The organism is Dehalobacter sp. (genome assembly GCF_030063005.1).
Taxonomy (GTDB): Bacteria; Bacillota; Desulfitobacteriia; order Desulfitobacteriales; family Syntrophobotulaceae; genus Dehalobacter; species Dehalobacter restrictus.
The window spans coordinates 57,900-80,079 of record NZ_JAPDHR010000013.1 but is presented as its reverse complement, the minus strand read 5'-3'; the positions used below and the strand labels follow the sequence as shown (position 1 = coordinate 80,079).

At 44.3% G+C, this 22,180-nt stretch carries 24 protein-coding genes and 2 pseudogenes; 7 read left to right on the top strand and 19 right to left on the bottom strand.

The features are described from left to right. Positions 1 to 264: 264 nt before the first annotated feature. Complete coding sequence (locus OKX56_RS03925) at positions 265 to 537, bottom strand: DUF4229 domain-containing protein (RefSeq protein ID WP_025205516.1); 273 nt, start codon at positions 535 to 537, stop codon at positions 265 to 267. Positions 538 to 708: 171 nt separating this feature from the next. Between OKX56_RS03925 and OKX56_RS03920 the strand changes: the two genes are divergently transcribed. Then, the gene (locus OKX56_RS03920) at positions 709 to 1,134 is read left to right on the top strand and encodes a hypothetical protein (protein WP_025205514.1); all 426 of its coding nucleotides are present in this window, start codon (positions 709 to 711) and stop codon (positions 1,132 to 1,134) included. Between the two features lie 96 nt (positions 1,135 to 1,230). Here the strand turns inward: OKX56_RS03920 and OKX56_RS03915 are convergent, their stop codons facing one another. The 4 genes from OKX56_RS03915 to spoVAC are packed head-to-tail and all read right to left on the bottom strand — an operon-like array spanning position 1,231 to position 4,640. Beyond that, positions 1,231 to 2,754 (bottom strand): spore germination protein, encoded by a 1,524-nt coding sequence (locus OKX56_RS03915; protein WP_025205513.1) that lies wholly within the window; start codon positions 2,752 to 2,754, stop codon positions 1,231 to 1,233. Between the two features lie 4 nt (positions 2,755 to 2,758). After that, positions 2,759 to 3,121, bottom strand: coding sequence for a stage V sporulation protein AE (gene spoVAE, locus OKX56_RS03910; protein WP_025205511.1), 363 nt, complete (start codon positions 3,119 to 3,121; stop codon positions 2,759 to 2,761). A gap of 13 nt (positions 3,122 to 3,134) precedes the next feature. Continuing rightward, positions 3,135 to 4,145 (bottom strand): stage V sporulation protein AD, encoded by a 1,011-nt coding sequence (spoVAD, locus tag OKX56_RS03905; RefSeq protein ID WP_025205510.1) that lies wholly within the window; start codon positions 4,143 to 4,145, stop codon positions 3,135 to 3,137. Positions 4,146 to 4,169: 24 nt separating this feature from the next. Next, positions 4,170 to 4,640, bottom strand: coding sequence for a stage V sporulation protein AC (spoVAC, locus tag OKX56_RS03900; protein ID WP_025205509.1), 471 nt, complete (start codon positions 4,638 to 4,640; stop codon positions 4,170 to 4,172). Positions 4,641 to 4,831: 191 nt separating this feature from the next. Between spoVAC and OKX56_RS03895 the strand changes: the two genes are divergently transcribed. Genes OKX56_RS03895 through sigF form a run of 3 tightly spaced genes read left to right on the top strand, consistent with a single transcriptional unit; the run spans position 4,832 to position 6,414 of the window. Then, a complete protein-coding gene (locus tag OKX56_RS03895; RefSeq protein WP_019225561.1) occupies positions 4,832 to 5,149 on the top strand; it encodes an STAS domain-containing protein in 318 nt (105 codons plus the stop codon). Between the two features lie 30 nt (positions 5,150 to 5,179). Then, positions 5,180 to 5,617, top strand: coding sequence for an anti-sigma F factor (gene spoIIAB, locus OKX56_RS03890; RefSeq protein ID WP_015042555.1), 438 nt, complete (start codon positions 5,180 to 5,182; stop codon positions 5,615 to 5,617). Between the two features lie 14 nt (positions 5,618 to 5,631). Next, positions 5,632 to 6,414, top strand: a complete 783-nt coding sequence (gene sigF / locus OKX56_RS03885; RefSeq protein ID WP_019225562.1) for an RNA polymerase sporulation sigma factor SigF — start codon at positions 5,632 to 5,634, stop codon at positions 6,412 to 6,414. Between the two features lie 79 nt (positions 6,415 to 6,493). Here sigF and OKX56_RS03880 read toward each other — a convergent pair whose 3' ends face one another. From OKX56_RS03880 to OKX56_RS03860, 5 genes and pseudogenes are all read right to left on the bottom strand, one after another. Beyond that, a complete protein-coding gene (locus tag OKX56_RS03880) occupies positions 6,494 to 7,666 on the bottom strand; it encodes a D-alanyl-D-alanine carboxypeptidase family protein (RefSeq protein ID WP_019225563.1) in 1,173 nt (390 codons plus the stop codon). 92 nt (positions 7,667 to 7,758) lie between these two features. Further along, positions 7,759 to 8,247: a CoA-binding protein gene (locus tag OKX56_RS03875; RefSeq protein WP_019225564.1), complete on the bottom strand. Its 489-nt coding sequence runs from the start codon at positions 8,245 to 8,247 to the stop codon at positions 7,759 to 7,761. Between the two features lie 422 nt (positions 8,248 to 8,669). Next, positions 8,670 to 9,137: a hypothetical protein gene (locus OKX56_RS03870; protein ID WP_025205506.1), complete on the bottom strand. Its 468-nt coding sequence runs from the start codon at positions 9,135 to 9,137 to the stop codon at positions 8,670 to 8,672. Positions 9,138 to 9,771: 634 nt separating this feature from the next. Continuing rightward, positions 9,772 to 9,960 (bottom strand): annotated as a pseudogene (locus tag OKX56_RS03865) (transposase); the annotation flags it as partial. A 640-nt stretch (positions 9,961 to 10,600) separates the two neighbouring features. Continuing rightward, a complete protein-coding gene (locus OKX56_RS03860; RefSeq protein WP_025205501.1) occupies positions 10,601 to 10,993 on the bottom strand; it encodes a pyridoxamine 5'-phosphate oxidase family protein in 393 nt (130 codons plus the stop codon). 157 nt (positions 10,994 to 11,150) lie between these two features. On the opposite strand from OKX56_RS03860, the gene OKX56_RS03855 reads away from it, so the two are divergent. Then, positions 11,151 to 11,492: a winged helix-turn-helix transcriptional regulator gene (locus tag OKX56_RS03855; protein WP_025205499.1), complete on the top strand. Its 342-nt coding sequence runs from the start codon at positions 11,151 to 11,153 to the stop codon at positions 11,490 to 11,492. 691 nt (positions 11,493 to 12,183) lie between these two features. Here OKX56_RS03855 and OKX56_RS03850 read toward each other — a convergent pair. Together OKX56_RS03850 and OKX56_RS03845 are read right to left on the bottom strand one after the other, a co-directional pair. Then, complete coding sequence (locus tag OKX56_RS03850) at positions 12,184 to 12,651, bottom strand: hypothetical protein (RefSeq protein WP_025205498.1); 468 nt, start codon at positions 12,649 to 12,651, stop codon at positions 12,184 to 12,186. A gap of 8 nt (positions 12,652 to 12,659) precedes the next feature. After that, positions 12,660 to 13,712 (bottom strand): CHAP domain-containing protein, encoded by a 1,053-nt coding sequence (locus OKX56_RS03845; protein ID WP_025205496.1) that lies wholly within the window; start codon positions 13,710 to 13,712, stop codon positions 12,660 to 12,662. A gap of 21 nt (positions 13,713 to 13,733) precedes the next feature. On the opposite strand from OKX56_RS03845, the pseudogene OKX56_RS03840 reads away from it, so the two are divergent. Continuing rightward, positions 13,734 to 14,303, top strand: a pseudogene (locus tag OKX56_RS03840) (tyrosine-type recombinase/integrase). 109 nt (positions 14,304 to 14,412) lie between these two features. On the opposite strand, the gene OKX56_RS03835 reads toward OKX56_RS03840, so the two are convergent. The 6 genes from OKX56_RS03835 to OKX56_RS03810 form a co-directional block, all read right to left on the bottom strand. After that, entirely contained in the window at positions 14,413 to 15,714 is a 1,302-nt protein-coding gene (locus tag OKX56_RS03835; protein ID WP_025205494.1) for a pyrimidine-nucleoside phosphorylase, read from the bottom strand. A gap of 582 nt (positions 15,715 to 16,296) precedes the next feature. Next, complete coding sequence (locus OKX56_RS03830) at positions 16,297 to 17,130, bottom strand: purine-nucleoside phosphorylase (protein ID WP_025205493.1); 834 nt, start codon at positions 17,128 to 17,130, stop codon at positions 16,297 to 16,299. After that, positions 17,123 to 18,307 (bottom strand): phosphopentomutase, encoded by a 1,185-nt coding sequence (locus tag OKX56_RS03825; RefSeq protein WP_019225569.1) that lies wholly within the window; start codon positions 18,305 to 18,307, stop codon positions 17,123 to 17,125. The genes OKX56_RS03830 and OKX56_RS03825 overlap by 8 nt, the downstream gene beginning before the upstream one ends. Continuing rightward, positions 18,276 to 19,247: a site-specific tyrosine recombinase XerD gene (xerD, locus tag OKX56_RS03820; protein WP_019225570.1), complete on the bottom strand. Its 972-nt coding sequence runs from the start codon at positions 19,245 to 19,247 to the stop codon at positions 18,276 to 18,278. The genes OKX56_RS03825 and xerD overlap by 32 nt, the downstream gene beginning before the upstream one ends. A 101-nt stretch (positions 19,248 to 19,348) precedes the next feature. Next, entirely contained in the window at positions 19,349 to 19,948 is a 600-nt protein-coding gene (spoIIM, locus tag OKX56_RS03815) for a stage II sporulation protein M (RefSeq protein ID WP_019225571.1), read from the bottom strand. A gap of 78 nt (positions 19,949 to 20,026) precedes the next feature. Continuing rightward, the gene (locus OKX56_RS03810; RefSeq protein WP_025205492.1) at positions 20,027 to 20,551 is read right to left on the bottom strand and encodes an NUDIX hydrolase; all 525 of its coding nucleotides are present in this window, start codon (positions 20,549 to 20,551) and stop codon (positions 20,027 to 20,029) included. A gap of 137 nt (positions 20,552 to 20,688) precedes the next feature. Between OKX56_RS03810 and OKX56_RS03805 the strand changes: the two genes are divergently transcribed. Next, the gene (locus OKX56_RS03805; RefSeq protein WP_019225573.1) at positions 20,689 to 21,255 is read left to right on the top strand and encodes a hypothetical protein; all 567 of its coding nucleotides are present in this window, start codon (positions 20,689 to 20,691) and stop codon (positions 21,253 to 21,255) included. A gap of 101 nt (positions 21,256 to 21,356) precedes the next feature. On the opposite strand, the gene spo0A is transcribed toward OKX56_RS03805, so the two are convergent. Next, positions 21,357 to 22,166 carry a sporulation transcription factor Spo0A gene (gene spo0A, locus OKX56_RS03800; protein ID WP_034362028.1) on the bottom strand — a complete coding sequence of 270 codons (810 nt, stop codon included), beginning with the start codon at positions 22,164 to 22,166 and terminating at the stop codon, positions 21,357 to 21,359. Positions 22,167 to 22,180 lie beyond the last annotated feature (14 nt).

Genomic DNA, 22,180 nt, shown 5'->3' with positions numbered 1-22,180 from the left:
ACTTACTTACATTATAAATAAACACTAAAGGTATTTCAATTATGCAAACCGTCAAAAATATCACTATTAGCAATCGCTTCAACCCGCTCAGGTATTGCTACCGATAATAAACTTGTCACTTGTTCTATATATAAAGTAACAGGAGTTATGAGTTGATGGAAATAAGTAACGGTTCATAATCCAAGAAAAAAGTTAAAAAACATCATCCGCCTTTTAGAGCAAAGACAGACAAGCCCTGATAATTATTCAGGGCTTCGTACCTCATTATTTTTCGTCTAATTCCCGGTTAATTCTCTCCTCTATCTCCTGATCGGTTAGATCATACGCGTCCATCAATTCCCTGGCCCTTTGTCTCTGTTCATAGTAGTAGGCGCGTTTTCTCCGCCTGAGTTCTGAGATATCACTGCCCCTATCATCGGTCCAGTCAACGTTCCGTCGGCGTCTGATCGCTTTAAAGAAAAAATACGAAAGCGACGCTGTGACGACCAGCATCAAAAGCGCCGTAAGCGGACTTCCAAAACCAAAACCTATGATCACGATTAACCTCTCTCCATAAATTACCATGATTGTATCACAATGGCAATTTATTTCGTATAATACCTTAGCATGGTCAACGCTATATCTTCTTTCTTTATCATATCATATTTTTGTTGAGTTTTAATGCCTCCAAATCAGGTATCCGGTACGAATTAATTGAGGGAGATCAACATGAGCAATATGTTGTTTACCAACCATATATCTTTGGCAGCAGCTGCAAACGATCCGCGTTATTTTTCTATGGCCAGAGGGAATTACGCTAATCCCCGGACAGTTTCATACCCGTATTCCCGTACAGGACAGACAGGACAGCCAAGGGCCGTACTTCCGGCGGCATTTTTACCCGGTACCGTCCTACCGGCTGCAAATCTGCCTGGTACACTCCTGCCGGGACCGGTTCTGCGAAGTCCTGTTCCCCCCTCTTCTATCCTTTCAGGTTCTTATCAAAACGGCTATCTGATGCCTGCCGCCCGGCAGGTGACTGTCTCTGCAAATAATCTGAATAAGATCCTAATCGCCATTTTACTTCTTGTTTCCCTGGACTTGGTGTTTGTCCGGCCGGGCCGCTCTTTGCCATCCATGGCATCGCGGCACTAGGCCATCCGTAGCCGTCGCCGCTCTTTGCCATCCATGGCATCGCGGCACTAGGCCATCCGTAGCTGTCGCCGTTCCTTGTCTTCTGTGACCATCCGTCTAGGGATTTGTTCTTTCTTTAGGCTGACTTTCCTTAGTCTGTCTATCCTTAGGCTGTCTGATTCGGTCCTTCGGTTTGAAGATGCTCGGTCTAAGGTTGTTAATCGGGACCGGATTACGTATCAGGATTGTGGACAGCGCCTTGATATCCATTGGAATCAATGGCCAGAGATACGGTACACCAAAAGAATTGGTCCGCAGCAGAACAAATAGAACAAGCAAAACGCCTGCTCCAAATCCCCAGAAATTAAACAGCCCGGCAGCCAGGACAAGGAATAGGCGGACAAGCCTGTTAGCCTGAGCCAGTTCATAACTTGGTGTCGCAAATGTCCCGACTGCCGCAATAGCGGTATACATTACAACCTCCGGTGTAAACAGCCCGACCTGTATAGCCACATCACCCATCATGAACACCGCGATTAAACCCAGGGCTGTAGCCAGAGGCGACGGGGTATGAATTGCCGCCATTCGCAGCATATCGATTGACAATTCTCCCATTAGCACCTGAAACAACAAAGGAATTCTAGCCGGTTTTTGCACTCCAATAAACTGAAGTCCTTCGGGAAGCAGCTGCGGATTCAAAGCTGCAGCGAGCCAAAGCGGCGTAAGAAACACGGACAGAAATATCGCGATAAACCTGACCCACCGCAAATACATACCCACAACCGGCTCTTGGCGGTATTCTTCCGCATGCTGGACATGATGCCAGAACGTACAAGGTGCGATAATAATACTCGGAGAAGTGTCGACCATCACAATAACATTGCCTTCAAGCAGATGTATTGCTGCTACATCAGGCCTTTCCGTATACCTGACTCTTGGAAACGGGTTCCAGAATTTACTGCCGAGGATGAACTCTTCAACCGTTTTTTCCGCCATGGGTATACCGTCAATTTTTATATTTTTGATTTCTTTTTCAATATACTCCACCATTTTGGGATTCGTTATATCTTCAATATAAGCAATGCAAACATCCGTCTTGGAACGGCTGCCTGCTTTCACGAGCTTCATCCGCAGGCCCGGATCACGCAGCCGGCGGCGGATCAATATTGTATTAAAAACCAGTGTCTCCGTGAACCCATCGCGTGAACCCCTTGTTACCCGCTCAATATCCGGTTCCTGTGGCATGCGGCCCGGATAAGTCCTGAGATCTACAATGATAGCCTGCGTTCTTCCCTCAATCAGTATCGCCATTGTTCCGGATAACAGAAAGTAGATGACTTCATCCATGGCTTCGACTTCCGAAACCTGCAGGTCAACTATTTTAGACTTTACAAGCTTGTCTACCGCATTCACGGCGAGTTCCACACGTTCAATCTTCGAAAGCACTTCCAGAATCATATTGCTGGCAGGTCTGCTGATCATTCCATTGACGGAATAGATTGCAATCTTTTTGCCGCCGATGTTCATTTCCCGAAGTACAATGTCAAAGCTTTCAGGTACGCCGAGTTTTTGATTCAAATAACTGACGTTTTCCTGATAGTTTTTGGAAATGCTCATTGTCGTTTCTGCTGTTGAGCTCATATCATCAACCTTTCGGATTAAATATAATTGCTGTCAGATAGCCGAACAATACCGCAACAGCAATTCCTGTTGCACCGGCCTGAACACCGCCGGCCAGAACCCCAAGTATGCCGCCGCTTTGTGCTCCTTCGATCGCACCTTTGACCAGCGTATATCCAAAACCGGAAAGCGGCACGGTTGCACCGGCACCTCCGATTCTAACCAGAGGTTCATAAAGCCCTAGTCCGCCAAGAATAACTCCGCCGGTCACGTACCCGACCAGCACATGTGCCGGCGTGATTTTGGCTTTCGTCAGGTCCATCAGCAGCTGTCCGGCGACGCACAGAAGTCCGCCAACCAGAAAAGCAGATAGAATGTTATTCAGCATCAAAAGACCTCCCTTAACTCATTTCAATCGACACGGCATGACCAATTGCCGGCATGGATTCACCCTGTTGGGATGATACAGAACTATGAAGGCTTCCGCTTCCGACAAATAAGATTTTTTGCAGTTCTCGGCTTTTCAATTTATTCAGGAGATGCCCTGTCAGCACGACCGCGGAACAGCCGCACCCGCTCCCACCGGCATGCGTATCCTGTTCGCTGCTGTAAATCATCACGCCGCAATCCGAGAAGTTATTGGACAGCTGCAGGCCGCTTCGTTTCAAAACCTCAAGTAAGAGTTGAAGCCCGACCGTCCCGAGATCTCCGGTAATGATCAAATCATAATAATCCGGCTGACGACTGAGGTCCTGAAGATGATTCAGGATGGTGTCGGCAACAGCAGGCGCCATGGCCGCACCCATATTATTGGTATCGGTTTCACCGTAGTCTAAGACCCTGCCAATCGTTGCACTTGTGATTTTGGGTCCTTCTCCTTGAGCAGCCAGAAGGATGCTGCCTGCTCCTGTTACCGTCCACTGGGCATACATTGCTCTCTGGTTGCCCTGCTCATTTGGAAAACGGTATTGTCTCTCTGCTGTCTCATGATGACTGGATGCACTGCAAAGTACTTTAGACGCGAACCCGCCGTCGATCAGCATTGCACCGAGGGCCGTGGAAAGCGCCATCGTCGAGCAAGCGCCATAGAGGCCGATAAACGGAAGACCGATTTTTCTGGCAGCATAGTTCGACGAAATAATCTGGTTCAGCAGATCCCCTGCCAGGTTATAATCCACGGAATCCAGCGGAACATTTGCCTTGGCCGCAGCTCTCGTCATGGAAGTTTCCAGCATTTTTATTTCCGTTTTTTCCCAGGTCTTTTCCTGCCCATAACTGTCTTTTAAGACCATGTCAAAAGTATCTTTTAGCGGACCCTGTCCTTCCTTGGGTCCGACAACGTTATACCCAGCCAGAATAACCGGCGGCTGCTTAAAAACAACCGTCTGATTGCCTGCTCTTTTGGAATGCAACATGATTTCCTTCTTTCTCCGTGATTATCTGATCAATAAATAGATCAAGCCAACAATGATTGAACTTGTAATTCCATAAACCAAAACTGGGCCGGCAATCGTAAAAAGCTTCCCGCCTACACCGAACACATAGCCTTCTCTCTTATATTCAAGTGCCGGTGAAACCATCGAGTTTGAAAAACCGGTCACGGGAATGATCCCTCCGGCTCCTCCGTATTTTACAATCGTGTCATAAACACCGAGACCGGTCAAAATAGCCCCTATCATTATCAGCGTTGCTGTTCCGGCTGTCTGAGCAGCCGTTTTAGCCAGCCCGAGGTAATTCATGTAAAAATTGACAATCATCTGGCCGAAACTGCAGATGATTCCGCCGACAACAAATGCCGACAGCGCATTTTTCAAAACCGTTGGTTTTGGCGAAAGCTTTTCTGTTAATTGTTTATATTCCTCCTGGGTCACCGCAACGGATGGAGAACGGAGCTTTGATTCCGACAATGATTTTCACCCCTTTTTTTGATTAATAATTCCCGATTTTTCGCTAAGAAATTCAGGTATTGTCAATTGTTTTATTTGTTTATCGACTTTATACCAGAATCAGTCAATAATTTCAGGACCAAGCACGAAGGAAATATTTGGGTGATGTCGAAGATAGATTTAACGACTTGTAATATAGGAGCGTGGCATCAATGAATAAAAGAATTGAACGACAAACCCTGCATTTATATCTTGAAGGCGAACTAGATATGAAGAATGCCAGTGAGCTAAAAAGCGTGATTGATCTGGATATAGAGAAAAAAGGAGTCAGGACGGTGATCTTGCATCTGGATGATCTCCGTTTCATAGACAGTTCCGGTCTAGGGGTTATTTTGGGACGATATAAAAAACTGCTTCCTCTCGAAGGAAAACTTAAAATTGCCAATGCTCCGCCGCATATTTACCGGATCATGGAACTGTCGGGGCTTCCCAAAATTATAGAATTTTTACCAAAAGAACCTGCCGTATAAATGAATTTAGAGTTGAAAGGAGAATAATCAATGGAAGTCAATAAAATAATCCTGACATTCTCGAGTCTGCCGCAGAATGTAACAATCGCCCGCATGCTGGCCTCTTCGCTCGGAGCCCAAATGGATTTGGCCTTAAGCGAGCTTGAAGAACTGAAGGTCGCTGTCTCTGAAGCAGTTTCCAACGCAATTATCCATGGTTACAGCAATGCACCTGATCAGTTTGTCACGTTAGAGCTGGAGGCAGATGAAACGAAAATTTCCATACAAGTAACCGATAACGGCTGCGGTATCCCCGATGTGAATCAGGCCATGCAAGCTTCTTATTCTACGGACCCTGACAGAATGGGACTTGGTTTTATCTTTATGCAGTCCTTCATGGATGAACTGCGGGTTGAGTCTGAAGTTAACAAAGGAACCAAAGTATTGATGGTGAAATACTTAAGCCACAACCGTCCGTCCTCTCATTAAGAGGGGGTGTGAAGATGATTCAACGACTTTCAGATATGAACCTGCCCCGTTTTCCCCTGCTCTCCGACCAAGAATTGATGGAGCTTTTACACAAAGCCCAAAATGGCGACATCGATGCCCGGGAGCGTTTGGTCAATTGTAATTTGAAGCTCATTTTTAATATGATCCAGCGTTTTTCCCACAGGGGATATGATCTGGAGGATCTCTTTCAGATTGGCACCATTGGCCTCATCAAAGCCATCGATAAATTTGATTTCTCGTACGGTGTTAAATTTTCCACGTACGCCGTACCGATGATCATTGGAGAAATCCGAAGATTTTTGAGAGATGACCATCCTATTAAAGTTCCACGTTCTTATAAAGAGCTGGTTTACAAAATCAACCGTTCCCGGGAAAAGCTTTCCTCGGAATTAAATAGAGAACCCACGCTGAACGAAATTGCCGAAGATATCGGCACACCGAGTGAAGATATCATACTCGCCATCGAAGCAGTGCAAAGCCCGTCGTCGATTCATGATACGCTTTATCAGGACGATTCTGATCCTATTTATGTTATTGATCAACTTCCGCAGGAGAAGGATGCCGATCCGGGATGGTTTGAAAAAATTGCCCTGCAGGAAGTTCTCGATAAACTGCCCGGAAGGGAGAAAGAGGTTCTGTATCAGCGATTCTTTGAGGACAGAACGCAAAATGAAATTGCTAAAGTCATGAACCTCTCCCAAGTCCAGATTTCCAGGATCGAACGCGCGGCCTTACTCCATTTAAAGCAGATTTTGAACGACAGTCCTTATGAGTAGATCGCTTTGTAAATCCCGTTAACAACAAAGATAAAGTGGCTTTGCTCGGATTAGTCAACGTTATGTTGGAATCGAGCTACTAGTTGGCATAGATCGGCGGGATCATGCTGTAGGACTGCCGGACCGTACGCTTGAACATCTCCAGCAGTCCTGCTTTTCCAACTTCTTCTCCAGCTACAAGCTTTATGCTGTCTGCTTCTTTCTGACCGCAATAAATGATCATCTCTCCGAGCTGCTGTCCCTTGGCAATTGGTGCGGATACCGGGTTTGCAAAATACCTGGTTTCAATCCGGCATTCTTTCTCCTTCCCTTTTTCAATACACAAGCCGACAGCTTCCTGACTGACAAGGTCAACTGTTTGCAGCTTCCCTTTATGAACAATGACTTCTCCCTGTTTGGAACCGGCAGGGGCAAATTCTTTATAAACATAATTGGCAAAACCATAATTGTACATCTTCATAGACTCCTGAAAATGGCCTCTGACCTGCGGGACTCCCATGACAACACAGATCAGTCTCAGGCCATCTCTTTTTACAGTTGAGGCCAAGCAGTATTTTGCTTCCTGCGTCCAGCCGGTCTTAAATCCATCGGTTCCCTCATACCACCATAAAAGTTTATTGGTGTTCCACAATTTAAAATCACCGTTGCGCAGTTCATATTCCTTCATGGATGTCAGCTGTGATACCAGCTGGTATTTGAGTGCTTCCCTGCCTAAAATCGCCAGATCATAGGCACTCGTGTAATGCCCCTCAGCCGGCAGTCCGTATGCGTTGGCAAAATGGGTATTCTTAAGTCCTAATTCCTTGGCCTTTCTGTTCATCGAATCCACGAATTCCTCATGGGTTCCGAAGATATGTTCCGCAACAGCCACGCAGGCATCATTTGCCGACCCTACTGCGATCGAGATCAAAAGTTCTTTCAGGGTGAACTTCTCTCCTGGTTCAAGATATATTTGCGATCCGCCGAGAGAAGAGGCATTCTCACTCGCCGTCACCGTGTCGGTCAGTTTGACTTTGCCCTCTTCAACAGCTTCTGCTGCCAGCAGCATTGTCATCAGCTTCGTAACGCTTGCCGGAGGCAGTTCCTTGTGAGCATTCTTTTCATAAAGAATTTTGCCCGTTGCCGCATCCATAAGAATGGCACTTTCAGCGGATGTCTCAATATTTGCGGCCTTTACCGGCACCGCAATCCATCCGAGCAAACATGCCGCGGCCAGAACCACTGTCAGCATCCGTAAACAAAATTTAGGCATACTAAAACCTCCCAAGCTAAATTGTGTTTGTTGTTTTAGTATGCCCTTATAAAATTAAATCATGTTATGTTTCCAATATTCTTCAGATTGGATTAACTCCTCTGATACTTTCCCGGTACTTTATTAACCTTCCAGCCGTGCCAATAACAAGGATTCAAATACGCAAATGGTCTTGGATAGATTTTATGTTTCAAAACGCAACCGCGAACCACTTCGATTTCATTCTCCACACACGCTGCGTCAAGTTCAGGCGTCCAATTCTGTTCCTGAAACCAGATTGCTTTGGCCCCGCATTCCACTGTTTTCCTGACAATGTCCTGAATCAACTCCGCCCTAAGGCACGGAACCACAACATCAACTCTACCCTGAAGTGCGCTTAAATCCGGATAAACCTTGCTCCCTTCAAATGTTTTTAGATCCGGAGCAACCAGGTAGACCCTGCAGCCAAAGTACTTAAGACAATGGGCTGCTTTCCAGGCATGCTTATGCTTCAGAAAACGGTCAGAACTGGCATAGACAGCATACCGCATGCTTGTATCCAGACTGCCGGAAAACGCATAGATCGTCTTGGCTTCTTTCATCGGTTTCACTCCAGTCAGCGTCAGTATTGGGTTAGACCCCACGCATGAGCGTAATATTTACAAATGATTGATCAACAGGTATGTAAAGAACCGTTAAATAGCTATTATTTAAGAATAGTCTATGAGATGAGCATCTAAAAATTGCCTGAAGACACAAAAAGACCTGTAAGCGATGGAACACATACCGTATGAGATAAAAAAACAACTCCCCTGAATTGGTGTGGAGTTGTTTTAATAATAATCCTTCTCAGTTAACTTTTAATGCGATGTAGTTATACTGTCTCCGTATCAGCTTTCTGAATTGCCCATCGGATAGCTCATTAAACCGTCATATTTCTTCTTGACCCGTATCCAGTTTATCGGACACAGGTGAGTTAGAATAAAATAAACCTGTGGAGGACGAAACAATTCGTACTAATTCCTTATTTTGTAGGCGTATATTGGTCAAGTAACTTTTTCATTTCTTCTTTAGTATTTTCATCTGGAAGAGAATTATCAATTTTAAATGATCCAATTACAGTTTTCCCGTCAACAGCATATAATGGTATTTTCCGACTGGTCTTAGATTTATTTTTATTTTGTATTGCTATTGCTTCCTCTGGGGTTTTTGGCATTTCTCCATTTAAATCAGCAGACAAAACATATCCTTCAGTACCGTCCTCCCCAACAGCAGCAATTAAATCAGGTGTTTCCTCTGAAGACTTAGCATAAAGCTCAGAACCATATGTCTGTCCAGATTTATTTTGGGGATATACATGAACAGATGTTTGATTGCTTTCATTTGATATTTTAGCTAACACAGGTTCGAAACCTAAAGATCCTACTAATAAACCTGTTATTAATGCAATACTTGTGATTATTGTTCCTATTCCAAGATGTTTAAAATTCATGAAAACAACCTCCTAAATATTAATGCATGGACTTTGATATGTATATCCATAAGTATATCCATTACCATTATATGCCGCACACCGACCATAACTATAGTATCCATCACTAGTATAAATTGGTAAGGTTACTGTTGATATAGCCGACGTACTCGTAGCATTATATTCCCAATCTTTAGATGCACATAAACTACCAGAATCATTGTACAACCTAGGCATTGCGCCCATATACCCTGCCGGTACATTAGAGCTTGCGTATATTGTAGTATAAGCGACTGCATCATTATTATAACTAGCAACTATAGCCACGCTCTGGTAATCCTTCCCGTATATAGTGTAAGGCTTATAGGGGCTAGACGCAGAAACTGCAAAAACAGCTGATGTACTCATCGCCAATAAAATTCCTACAGTAAACCCTAGAACCGCTTTCTTTAGATTGCTTTTGATTAACATATTATCTACCTTTCTTTACTGAATTTTCTATACGTATAGAAGACCTTCTAGAAGATACCCTAGTAAATATATACCAAAATAATCCATATTTCAATGCATTCGACAGTATTTAGCAAAAAGCGAATAAATTTATTATATTACATAAAATTTATAATTATCTTAAATTCGGGATAAAGGGTCTGTTGATAAGTAGCATTTTTACCAAAATTGCCGGGTCAACTGATGATCGTCCTATGTCGCTGTACACCGGTCTCATAATTTCATATATGAAGCTGAAATCGATTGCCGCATCCAGCTTCCGAAGTTCAGGTACAAGGTCTTCCATCAATACGCACAACATCCGGTTTTGTCTGCTTTTTTGCTCTGTCATCATCGTCATCACCCTATTTAATTATACCATTTTAGACATTGATATTGCTTGATTCTACAAGACCAATAGAGTGAGTTTAAAAATTTGTCGTTTTAGATTTTGAGTACACCTGTGTAGTAATTTCAAAAATAGCCAATTTTTAATTTGGATTGCGAATTGTCTTACACCCATTTGTCAACAGACCCTAAACTAACAATTTGGAGTCACGGTACAACTGTTATTCGATTTATTACTTGAACTTCCGCTTGATTTATTAGCGTTATTGGTATTATTGGAGCTGCTACTTAAGTTGGCGTTAACATCATTGGACGACTTTAAAGATGAATTTGAACTTCCCGATGACGAGCTTGAAGAACGATTTTGCGGGCGATACTTAGTTACATCAATCCAAGTCCCTACGGGCATAGTTCTGGGATTATACATGTTCCTGTCAAGCCTATTACGTTATACGCTATGCCCAATTATAACATTTTTGTTCATATCTTACATAAAAATACCCACATTCTAATTAAAAAAATATAGGTATTCAACTTATTATTTGACCTTTTCAGTATCTTTGAACCTTGTACAGTTCAAGTCTTTATCCGTTTTTAGTCTTGGTTTCGTTTAAGTCATATTAGTTTTTTAGGTGATATTGAAATTCTCAGAACGTGATCTCCACCGGATCTGCGGTAAAGGAATAAATCGCTGCTGTGGCTTGCGTAAAGTACAAAACCTCACAAAGGCCGTCATCGCACTTGTACATATTTCTTAAACTCGGATTGGCTTCGAACATCGCTTCACGTGCTTCAGGGCGCGGATCAACGGCAACTTCCCCGACGAGACGGATCCATTTGTCTCCAACCATTCCGGAAATTTCAACTTTCGGGTTCTTAAGCAATTGTGCAAAGATATTTTTTTGATTATTGGTGCAAATGTACGTTTTCCCGTCATACTCTGCGACGGCGCCGAATGGACGGACATGCGGCTGATCACCGTCTACTGTAGCAAGGTAAAATGTCTTGGCATCGGCCAGAAACTGGACAATTGGATTCATGTTCTTGACTCCTTTCAAAATGACGCGTTATAATTGTGACATATCATCATAATAACAGATATCCCATATCGAACAAGTACGATTTTTTTCTATTCTAAGTATCTAAATAGATACTATAGACACTAACCATGTTATTACAAGAAGTGGAGCAAAAAAAATGGAACAAGAAATCAATTTGTTTGGCAAATGTCCGTACTTTACCGCCCAAAAAATTTTTTCCGGAAAATGGTCCATTCTGATTATTAAGCATCTCAGAGAGAAGACCCATCGCTTTGGTGAATTGCAGCGCAAGATTCCGGGCATAACCCAGGCCACACTAACCAAACAGTTGAGATTTCTCGAAGAGTTCGGTATGATTGACCGCTATGTTTATCCGGAAGTACCACCAAAAGTCGAGTATTCTCTTAGTAAGATCGGCCAGGAATTTATTCCGGTATTAGAGCAGTTTGAAGTTTTCGGCAATAAGTTTATCGCCCAGATGTCCGAATATAAAATATAACAGTCTTTTTAGGGGTAATCCCAGCGAAGCTGTCACCAGAGGCAAAGTAGACGATTAACCGACCAGGGTCGGATCTGGATGCGAAGAACACGTAAGTATAGAACACCATAAAAATTACTTTTATGCTCCCGGCACATCCCGTCTTAGCTACCGTGATAGTATAAAAAAGCCAGGTGTCATAAGGTATCATCATCTCCGTAGCGCGCAATAATTTTCTAAAAATTTTATGAGAGCCTTTCGTGAAAAGGCTTTCATAATAGTACTATTGCTATTTAACTTGTTTGCTTAGTAATTTGCATAATATGCATCAGGAAGAGGTTCAACGATTCAATCGCTACCCGAGGTGCTGTAAACATAAATAACTGTGCCCGTCCACATTGCTCCATTCTTCTTGCCCACATGTTCATGTGCGCAAGAAGAACTCCCGGTATTTCCGTATCCAACAGAATCTCTTGCGGCAACTGTAGATATCGTCTATTTCTATTGAATAAGATGAGTACAAAAGATGCAGATTTAAGAAACTCTCCATAATAGTACCCTTTTTTAAAATTATTGGAGATTGGTAATATATCCCAGGCTAGACCGGTGAAGATGAGGGAGAAATATGCCCCAGCCGATTGCGGAAAAACAACAAAGAAAAACCGGGAGTTGTCCCGGTAGCAGTTTGAAATTGATATATCGTATGATAATGTTATGACTTTGGGAGCAACCCCTTACTCTTTTTGAGATAAAATGTATTGACCGCATCGAAGGTAATATCCTTCGATTTGTATTTTATTCCGTCAATATCTACAATGTCATTTGCGTAAACAAAAAAGCTGATTGAGCCACTGTCGTTAGAAAAATTAATGTAAAGTAAGGGTGTTTGTATACTATCTGTACATTTGATAAAAGAGGTTTTATTGAATAAACTCTCCATCTGATTAATGATTTCCGGGTCTGTGATATGGACAATACAGTTGCTACTACTGCTGGCTATGTCATGAATACTGATGCTTTTTGTATTTTCAATCTTCAAAGAAATATTATCTTTATCTTTTGAAATCGTGATTTCCCCTTTGTTTAATAAATTAGGATTCCCGCATGCTGCCAAGATGATTACCAGTATAACCAGGAAAAGAATACCACATACAATCCGGTATTTTTCTATTTTAATCATTTTCCTTTTTAACGTCTCCAGAAGGTTTTGACAATTATAACAGAATATGGACAATCATTAATAGGATGACGATATAAGCCAGCAGCACCCCATTTGGATGTAACTGTTATATTGGAGCCGTTTACAGAATAAACGATTCCGGAATGCGTGTTTGTCCAATATACCTTGTCCCCGGCCTGGGGGGGCGTTACTTGTGTATAACCACCACCAGACATATATGCAGATGGATCATTCATCCACCACGTATTGCCAGTTGAGGCTAAATACCAGGCATATGAATGACAGTTGTAGTTATAAGTGGCAGTACCTAGCCTTGTTGCTGTTGGATATGCCGCATCATAAGATGCATTTATTGATGCTTTATCAGCAGAAGTCAAATCCTGCAGTCTAAGGACTAAAACCTGTTGTAACATCGGAGTATAAACATAGCCATAGCCTAAGATATCTCCAGGTGCTGCCGCCGTTACCGCTGTTCTTTCCATTACAAGGGGCGATGTCTGAAACTTATTAGATATTTGTTTCGAAAGTTCCACTATGGCATATTTTTCATCCTGACTCAGCATATTGGATACTTTAGGATAGACAAATAGCGACTCCATAAACTTTTTTTGCATAATTTCTTTATCGCTGATATTGTTTTTTGTTTCAACGGCCATCATTTTTTCTATGGTATTCTTGTAAATAGTTTTAAGGTTTTCCGTCAAGTCTGCTCTCTGCAAAAGAACCGCAGCGCCGTTAAACTCTAAAGAAAGACCTTCAAACCCTTGCGTTGTATTGTCATAAGCAAAAATATCAATCATGAATGGGTAGTCTAGTACTGTCTTTAACAATGTTGCCGTATCCATTTTTTCAGCTGTGCTTAGCGGGATATTCAACATTTCCTTCAATTGCACTGATGAGTAGTTTTTCCATTCCTTTGATTTTGGTGTCATAGAAAAATTGAAAGAATTTTGTGAATCGTATACCAAACTAGTGGTAGCGTCATCAGCAAACACTGTAGTTGCTCCAACACTTAACAACATCGTAATAACAAGAATACAGGCCATTAGTCTTTTTTTCATTTTAATTTACCTCCTAATTTTATGCATATAAACATGGATAACCTTTTTAGTACCAAAAATCCTCCTTTCAATTTATATACATATTTTACCATATATAAATGGAGAATTTTGTTGGAATTTGCAATATTTACGATGTGGTTTGGAAATCCAAAAACTTCCTTCCGAGATATGATGATAGTTAAAACATTACTTTATACCGGCGCAAGGGTTAGTGAATTAATAAATATCAAGCTTGCAGATGTTGATTTTCATTACTGCCAAATACGAATAAATAAAGGGAAAGGGAACAAGGATCGCATTGTCCCGTTCCCTCAGTCATTTAAGGAGTTACTGGCCATGCACGCTGATTTAATGTCCAAAAAACAAGCCGTTTACCTGTTTGAATCTTCATGAAAAAAGAAATATTCATCAGACCGTGGTATCCGAAAAATCCTGGCTAAGTATACAGAAGAAGCAGAGCTGGCACAAAACTTATCACCGCATAAATTAAGGCATTTTTCGTTAACCTGGTTAAAAAAGCAAGGCATCGATGATGCACTGATTCAACCTTATTCTGCCTACGAGAGTCGAAAGTCATTAGAAGTATATTGAAATTAGCAATAACAGACGCACAAGCAGAATATAACGATGTTATCAACAAATTCCCCATATAACACCATTTACTTTGCCTCTGGTGACAGCTTCGCTGTTACTACCCCTTTTACCGGATCACTGTCGAAACCGTTGGCTTAAGCAGCGGCTTTTCTTCGCCAATTGTAATCGCCTCTGCAGCCTTTGCCAATCCAAGCGAACTTTTTTCGGCAGAAGAAGTATGCAGCATGCATAATGGCTCACCGGCTTGAACTGCGTCACCGGCCTTTTTCAACAGATAAACGCCTGCGCCAAAGTCGATCTCACTGTCTTTGTTTTCCCGGCCGGCTCCAAGAACCATGGCCAGAAGTCCAATCTTCCGGGCATCAATATGCTGAATATAACCTGCTCTTTCGGCTTTATAAACGATTTTCTCTGAAGCCAAGGGCAGGTTTTTGGCATGCAGCACGGCCGTATCGCCTCCCTGGGCTTGAACAAACGCCAAAAATTTCTCCCAGGCCCTGCCGCTCTGCAGTGTATCTTTCAGGATCTCGCCAGCTTCCGTGATTGTAGCAGCTTTCTTCCCGAGCACAAGCATCCAGCTTGCCAGTTCCAGACACACTTCCATTAAATCATCAGGTCCGTTCCCCTGCAGACACTCAATCGCCTCGAGAACTTCAATACCATTGCCGACGGCCCTCCCGAGCGGCTGATCCATACTGCTCAGTACCGCCACCATATCTCTGCCCAGATTTTTACCGATCCCAATCATGATTTCCGCCAGTGTTTCAGCTTCTTCCAAAGTCGCCATAAAGGCACCTGAGCCGTATTTTACATCCAGCACAACTCCCTGGGCACCCGCAGCAATCTTTTTGCTCATGATCGAAGAAGCGATCATCGGAATCGAATCGATGGTTGCCGTAACATCCCGTAAGGCATAGAGTTTTTTATCTGCTGGAACCATCCTTCCGGTCTGAGCGATAACCGCTAAGCCGATCCTGCCGACCTGCTGCAGGAATTCCTGCTCTCCTAACTCGACCCGGAATCCGGGAATAGCAGAGAGTTTGTCGATGGTTCCCCCAGTGTGTCCGAGTCCTCTACCGGACATCTTGGCAACCGGGACGCCGCAGGCCGCCACCAGCGGAGCGACAACCAGCGTAGTCTTGTCCCCGACACCTCCGGAACTGTGCTTATCGACAAATACTTTCCCCGGAAGGGACAGTTCAAGCTGGTCTCCGCTCTCCGCCATCGCCATGGTCAGCTCCGATGTCTCCTGAACGGTCATTCCCTTAAAATAGACCGCCATCGCCCAGGCCGAGACCTGATAGTCCGGGATTTTTCCTTGAACATAACCCTGAACGATAAACCTGATCTCCTCCCGCGTCAGCGGATAGCCGTTTTTCTTCTTTTCAATCAGCTCAACCATTCTCATCGTATTCATGCCGCCTTATAACTATTTATTTGGGGCTGGTCTGTGTGTCACAGCACCGCTCTTCGGCTATTGCGCCCTCCGTGGCGCAAAAAGCCGCGCTCCGCATCGTGCTCCGCTTCTCGCGGAGTTGTGACACCCAGACTGATTACAAGTCTAAGTCTATTGTGCATGTCATGATGTAAGAAGCGTTTTATCATGGCATTGTCGCAAGCATTTCAATACGAAAGCGACAACCCTACATCCACAGATGAACAAAGCTCACAGTTAATAGATGAGGCTTCCAGCTAAAGAAATGAGTTATCATTGGAACAACTGTATTTTCAACAATCATCTGCGATTATCTGCGCTGAAATAAAACCCTCAGATCAGTCAGCGTGCCACGGCTCCGCGAAGAGCGGAGCAGGATTGCGTAGCGCGGCTTTTTGCGCCACGGAGGGCGCAATAGCCGAAGAGCGGTGCTGTGGCACGCTGACCTACCCAAATAGAATTTTTACACGGAGATCTACCCCTAAAGTAATTTGGAAACCCAGACAGCCCCTGAAGAGGTTTCCAGGCGTGAAAGCATGCCTATAATGCATACCGTTAGTCCAGCAACGCGATTAGCTGCCCCATGTACCGCAGAAACGTCTCCTCAATTCGATCCGCCGTCGCCAATACCTCCTGATGGTCGAGCTTTTGCTCCAAGATCCCGGCGGCCATGTTGGTCACACATGAAATGCCGAGCACTTTCATCCCGCCGTGATTCGCAACAATGACTTCCGGTACGGTGGACATCCCAACAAGGTCGGCCCCAATCGTTCTCAAATAACGGATTTCCGAAGGCGTCTCATAGCTCGGTCCGCTGAGAGCCGCATAGACTCCCTGCCGTGGATTCAAGCCGTGCTCCGTCATCAGGGAGAGCGCCAGCTCTCTCCATTTGCCGTCATAGGCTTCACTGAGATCCGGAAAACGCGGTCCAAGATTGCTGAGATTCGCTCCGCGCAGCGGATTGCTTCCAGTCAGATTGATATGGTCTTTGATCACGATCAGATCACCGGGACGGTAGTCCGGATGGATGCCGCCGGCGGCATTGGTCACGACCAAGCCTTTCATCCCGATCGTTTGCATCAGACGGACGGGGAAAGTCACTTCATGCATCTCATAACCTTCGTAATAATGGAAACGTCCCTGGAGAGCCATGACCTTTCTGTCCCCCAGTGTTCCGACAATCAGCTTGCCGGAATGCCCTGTAACGGTAGACACAGGAAAATGCGGGATCTCACTGTACGGAATAACGACCGCATCTTCCACAAGTTCGGCCAGCTTGCCAAGACCTGAACCCAGAATGATTCCTAGTTCAGGAATATATGGGATTTTCTTGAGCAGAAAATTTTGGGCATCATTCAGCCATGTCGTCATGACTTGTTCATTAATCATGCTGGTTCTCTCCTTTTAATTCCGTATAAAAACTGGTTCCGTTTTCAAGCCACTGTACCCCTAAATATTCGGCAATGGTCGCTCCAAGATCTGCAAAGCAGGCTCTCTGTCCAAGATTCACTCCCTGCTTCAGCTTCGGCCCGTAAACAAGCAGCGGAACGTATTCCCGGGAATGATCTGTGCTTGCTGTCGTCGGATCACAGCCATGGTCGGCCGTAATAAACAGGATATCATCCTGCCTGAGAATGCCGGTAATTTCCGGAATTCTGGCATCAAAGGCCTCAAGGGCCTCGGCATAACCCCTGACATTATTGCGGTGTCCATAAACCATATCAAAATCAACAAGGTTTGTAAAAATCAAGCCGGGGTCATCCCGCCGCAGATATTCAAGAGTCTTGCTGATTCCATCGTCATTTCCACGGGAGCTGACATGCTCACTGACTCCTTTGCCATTAAAGATATCGTTGATTTTGCCGACTGCCAACACCTTCTGCCCGGCTTCAGTAATCCTGTCCAGCAGTGTTCTGGCAGGGGGGTCAACTGCAAAATCATGCCTGTTGGTCGTTCGTTGATAATTGCCTGCTTCACCGAGAAAAGGACGCGCAATAACGCGGGCAACCCGTAATTCACCCTGCAGCATTTCCCGGGCAATTCTGCATATTTCCATCAGTTCGCTTAGCGGGATGACCCCTTCATGCGCCGCAATCTGGAATACCGAATCGGCTGAGGTATAAACAATCGGTTGTCCAGTCCTGACATGCTCTGCCCCGAGGCGCTGCATAATTTCCGTGCCGGATGCCACCTCATTGCCTAAAGTCAGCCGGCCGATTCGTTCTTCAAACCTTCTGATAAAATCATTTGGAAAGCCGGACGGAAAAGTTGGGAAGGCCTGATCCAGAATGATACCGGTCATTTCCCAATGGCCGGTGATGGTATCCTTGCCTTTTGATCTTTCAGCCATGAACCCGTAATTTGCGGCAGGATTGCTTTGGGGAGAAACAAAAGGAATTTCGCGTGCGTTGCCAAGACCCATACGCTCAAGATTCGGGATTTTCAATCCGCCTGCCTGCTTGGATATATTCGCAAGTGTATTGCTTCCTTCATCGCCATATTGGGCTGCATCCGGCATTGCTCCGATGCCAACACTATCCATTACGATCAGTATCGCCCGAACCATCTGTATTTCCTCCTTTTTTAGCCCGCGGATGAGATTTGCGGAAAACATCCAGCAGGCGTTTTTTTGTTAAATGCGTATAGATCTGAGTGGTCGATATATCGGCATGTCCAAGCATTTCTTGAACCGAACGCAAATCAGCGCCATTATCAAGCAAATGCGTTGCAAAACTATGTCTTAACAGATGCGGGTAGACACTTGATCCCAAGTTGTTTTCCGCTGCCCATTTTTTCAGAATCAGCCAGACACCCTGACGTGTCAGCGGTTTGCCGCGTGAATTGAGAAAAAGGATATTCCTGGCTTCTGCTGTTGGTTTCGGGTTGCGGGCGAGCAGCATTTGCCTTGTGGAATCAATGTATGCCTTTAAGATAAGGATACCGGGCTCACCCAAAGGTACGATTCTTTCTTTATTCCCTTTGCCGCGGCAGCGAATATATCCTAAATGATAGGAAATATCGTTCAGGCTGAGTCCAATCAGCTCTGAGACCCTGAGCCCGCTTCCATAGAGCACCTCGACAATCGCCCGGTCCCTGCTGCTGAGATCATTTTGACTATCGTTCTGGTCAATTGCCCTGGTCAGATTGATTTCCGACAAGACGTGGGGCAGCTTTTGTTCGAGTTTAGGGGCCGCCAGAAAGACCGTTGGATCGTCATTTCTTTTGTCTTCCTGAAGCAGATACCCGTAAAATCCCCTTAAGGCTGCCGTATACCTGGCCAGTGTTCTTGCAGATTTCCCCTGCTTCTTTTCATCCAGAATGAAAGTGATCAGGTCTGAGGTACTGCACTGCAAAACTGTCCTGCCATTTTCCTGAATAAAAAGCACAAATTTATAGAGGTCCCTGCTGTAATTGGAACAGGTATTTACGGAAAGCCCTCTTTCAACACGCAGATGGTACAGATAATCTTCTAACAGATCATCCCTTAATTTGCTATCTTTAGACATAAATATCCTCCCCGCAGTTCATTTCTACGCAAGGAGGAATTATCCTTTTCTTTAGGGATTATCGTTCATATTTAATTTAAAAAATAAGACTCGTACCCTGTCTATAAACCAAAAAGGCGGGCCCCCAGTATGGTGAAATATCCCTGTATCACGCCTGTGGCTAAAGCCGCGATGGAGATCAATAAGGCCATGCCACAGTAGTGGAGAAAGTTATTCTTCAAAAAATCGCCCCGCATCCTACCCTGCAGCAGAAGAAACGAAAAAACAGTCGCTAGACCGGCTCCGAGCAGAAGACACGGAACTGCCAGAAGCGATGGAAAAAGGACCGTAAACAGAACCAAGCCCAAGCCCATCATTTTTTTCAACTGAATAATAAACACAACGGTAAAACCGAAGATAAATCCTCTCGTAAAGACGATCAGGTACACCAGCGGAGCTCCGATCACCGTCAAGCCGAGGACCCATATCCCTGCCATCATAATAAAGTTATCCCTGGCCAGCTGCTGAAGGAATGACGTGTCGATGGCGGTTGGTTGTTCTCCGAGCAGGCTGTTAAAAAAACCGGTTAGTTCTTTCGCTTTTTCTATGCCCAATGAACCGACCCCAACTGCTCCGAAAACACCTCCTGCCAGAAATACGCAGCAGAGCGTCAGATAGATAACCCAGTACTGCTTGATATGATCGTACAGCATTTTCTTCATCATTCTACCTCCCCGAAGACTTGTCCTCAAGAAAATCATATTCAGGAAGGCAGAAGACTATGTCAACTAGGACAATGTTTATAAAGCCAGAAGCAGACCAATGGCAGTTTTGGCATCAAAGAACCCGCTGCTCCCTGCCATTTGCAGGGCCTGTTCCCTCGGAACAGCTACCACATTCAGAAACTCATCCTCATCACAGTCCAGAGGGGACCAGCTCAGATGCTGTGCCCGGTAGATATGGATAATCTCATCGGTAAAACCCGGTGATGTATAAAAGGAGCCAAGATAGTTCAGTTCTCCTTCATAACCTGTTTCCTCTCTTAATTCTCTTAAGGCGCAGGTTTCCGGGTCTTCACCCGGGTCCATTTTACCGGCTGGAATTTCCAGCGTCTCTTTGTCCAGCGCATAGCGGTACTGGCGAACCATCAGGATCTTGCCTTCGTGTTCAGGCACGATGGCTACAGCACCCGGATGCCTTACAATTTCCCGAATAGACGTTTTTCCATTCGGTAGTTCAACGGTATCCTGATTGACACTGATGAACTTTCCGGAATATACGCTCTGTTCGGCAATACATTTTTCTGTCAGGCCGATTTTGTCCATGCTAACCTCCTGTATTCGTATTCCATAAAATCTGTGGATTGCACTCTTCATAATGTTTTTTGTACCGGCTTCCGGCATATTATCGTCTCCCTCCATACTAAGATAGAATAGGTTTGTTTGGTCTGGGAGGCGTAAATATGTCGACTGAATCTCATCATAACACCTATCTGCTGCTGGTAACGATAACAACCTTTATCTTTGCTGTTACCTCCATGATTACCGTCTATATTTCCCTGACAGCCTGGAAGGAAGAACGGGAATCAGTCAAACCCTACCTTACCTTTACGCAATCTCCTTCTGTGGAGATCCTCCATAAAAATGATCTGACATTCAGCTTTCATTTCACCAACGTCGGTACGCATCCGGCAGCTTCACTCCATTGCCAGGCCATCTTTGCAGACAGTGATTTAAATGCCGAACCGCTCCAGGTTGATCAGATCTCCCTCGCCAATTATGTTTCTCCTGATTCCACTGTGGATTTAGTTGTCACCGTCGATATTCAGACCCAGGGAATTGATACCGGACAGGTCAATCAGCATTATATTATTTTAAATCTGAAATATTTTGATCCGGTATTTGAAAAACAATACGAACAAATTATCTATTTACGATGGGCCGGTATCTCCAAAGGCCAGCTTCAGCCAATTTATCATGCTTCCAGGGAAGACAAGGCTCAGATCATCCAGTATCTTGGCAAAACCTAGACCGCCATTCAATCGTATATAGCTGAACAATTTAAAACACCTCAGAATTTATTCGAAATTTATTCGAAATAAAATTCTGAGGTGCTGAGTTCAGCAGGCAATTAATCAGCAATTCTCAACTTATCTGCGACCATAGCGATAAATTCGGAATTTGTCGGTTTCCCGCGGTCAACATTAATCGTATAGCCAAAAAATTTGTTCATGAAATCAATATTTCCTCTGTCCCAGGCTAGTTCAATCGCATGGCGGATTGCCCTTTCCACTCTGCTGGGAGTCGTCCCATAATTTTTGGCGATCATGGGATACAATTCTTTGGTCACAGCACCAAGCAGAGAAACATCTTTGATCACGGAGACAATAGCATCTCTCAGATACTGATAGCCCTTAACATGCGCGGGTACTCCCATCTGCTGGATCATCTTGGTAACTTCAACTTCAATCATCTTGGAATTTTTGGCGTTAACCTGGATAACACTGCTCATATTCGAAGATAACATCGCATTTGAAATATTGTTAAACGAAGGAGCGGCTTCATAAACCCCGACCAGCTGCCGTATTCTTTTCCCTAACGTTTCCAAATCAAACGGTTTCAATATGTAATAATCAGCCCCCAGCTGAACTGCCCGCTGTGTCATATTTTCCTGGCCAAAAGAAGTTAAAATGATCACTTTGGGCCTTTTGATCGTGTTTATTAGTTTTTCCATAACGCCTAATCCGTCAAGATGAGGCATAATTATATCCAGGACCACGACATCAGGTTCCTCTTTTTTGATCATATCCAGTGCGTCGTTTCCGTTATAAGCTACACCCAAAAGCACCATGTCCTTTTGATTGCTTATATATTCCTTTAATACTTCAATAAAATCGCGGTTATCGTCAGCCAACAAAACTTTTATCGTTTTCGTTTCCATCGAACTATCCTCCA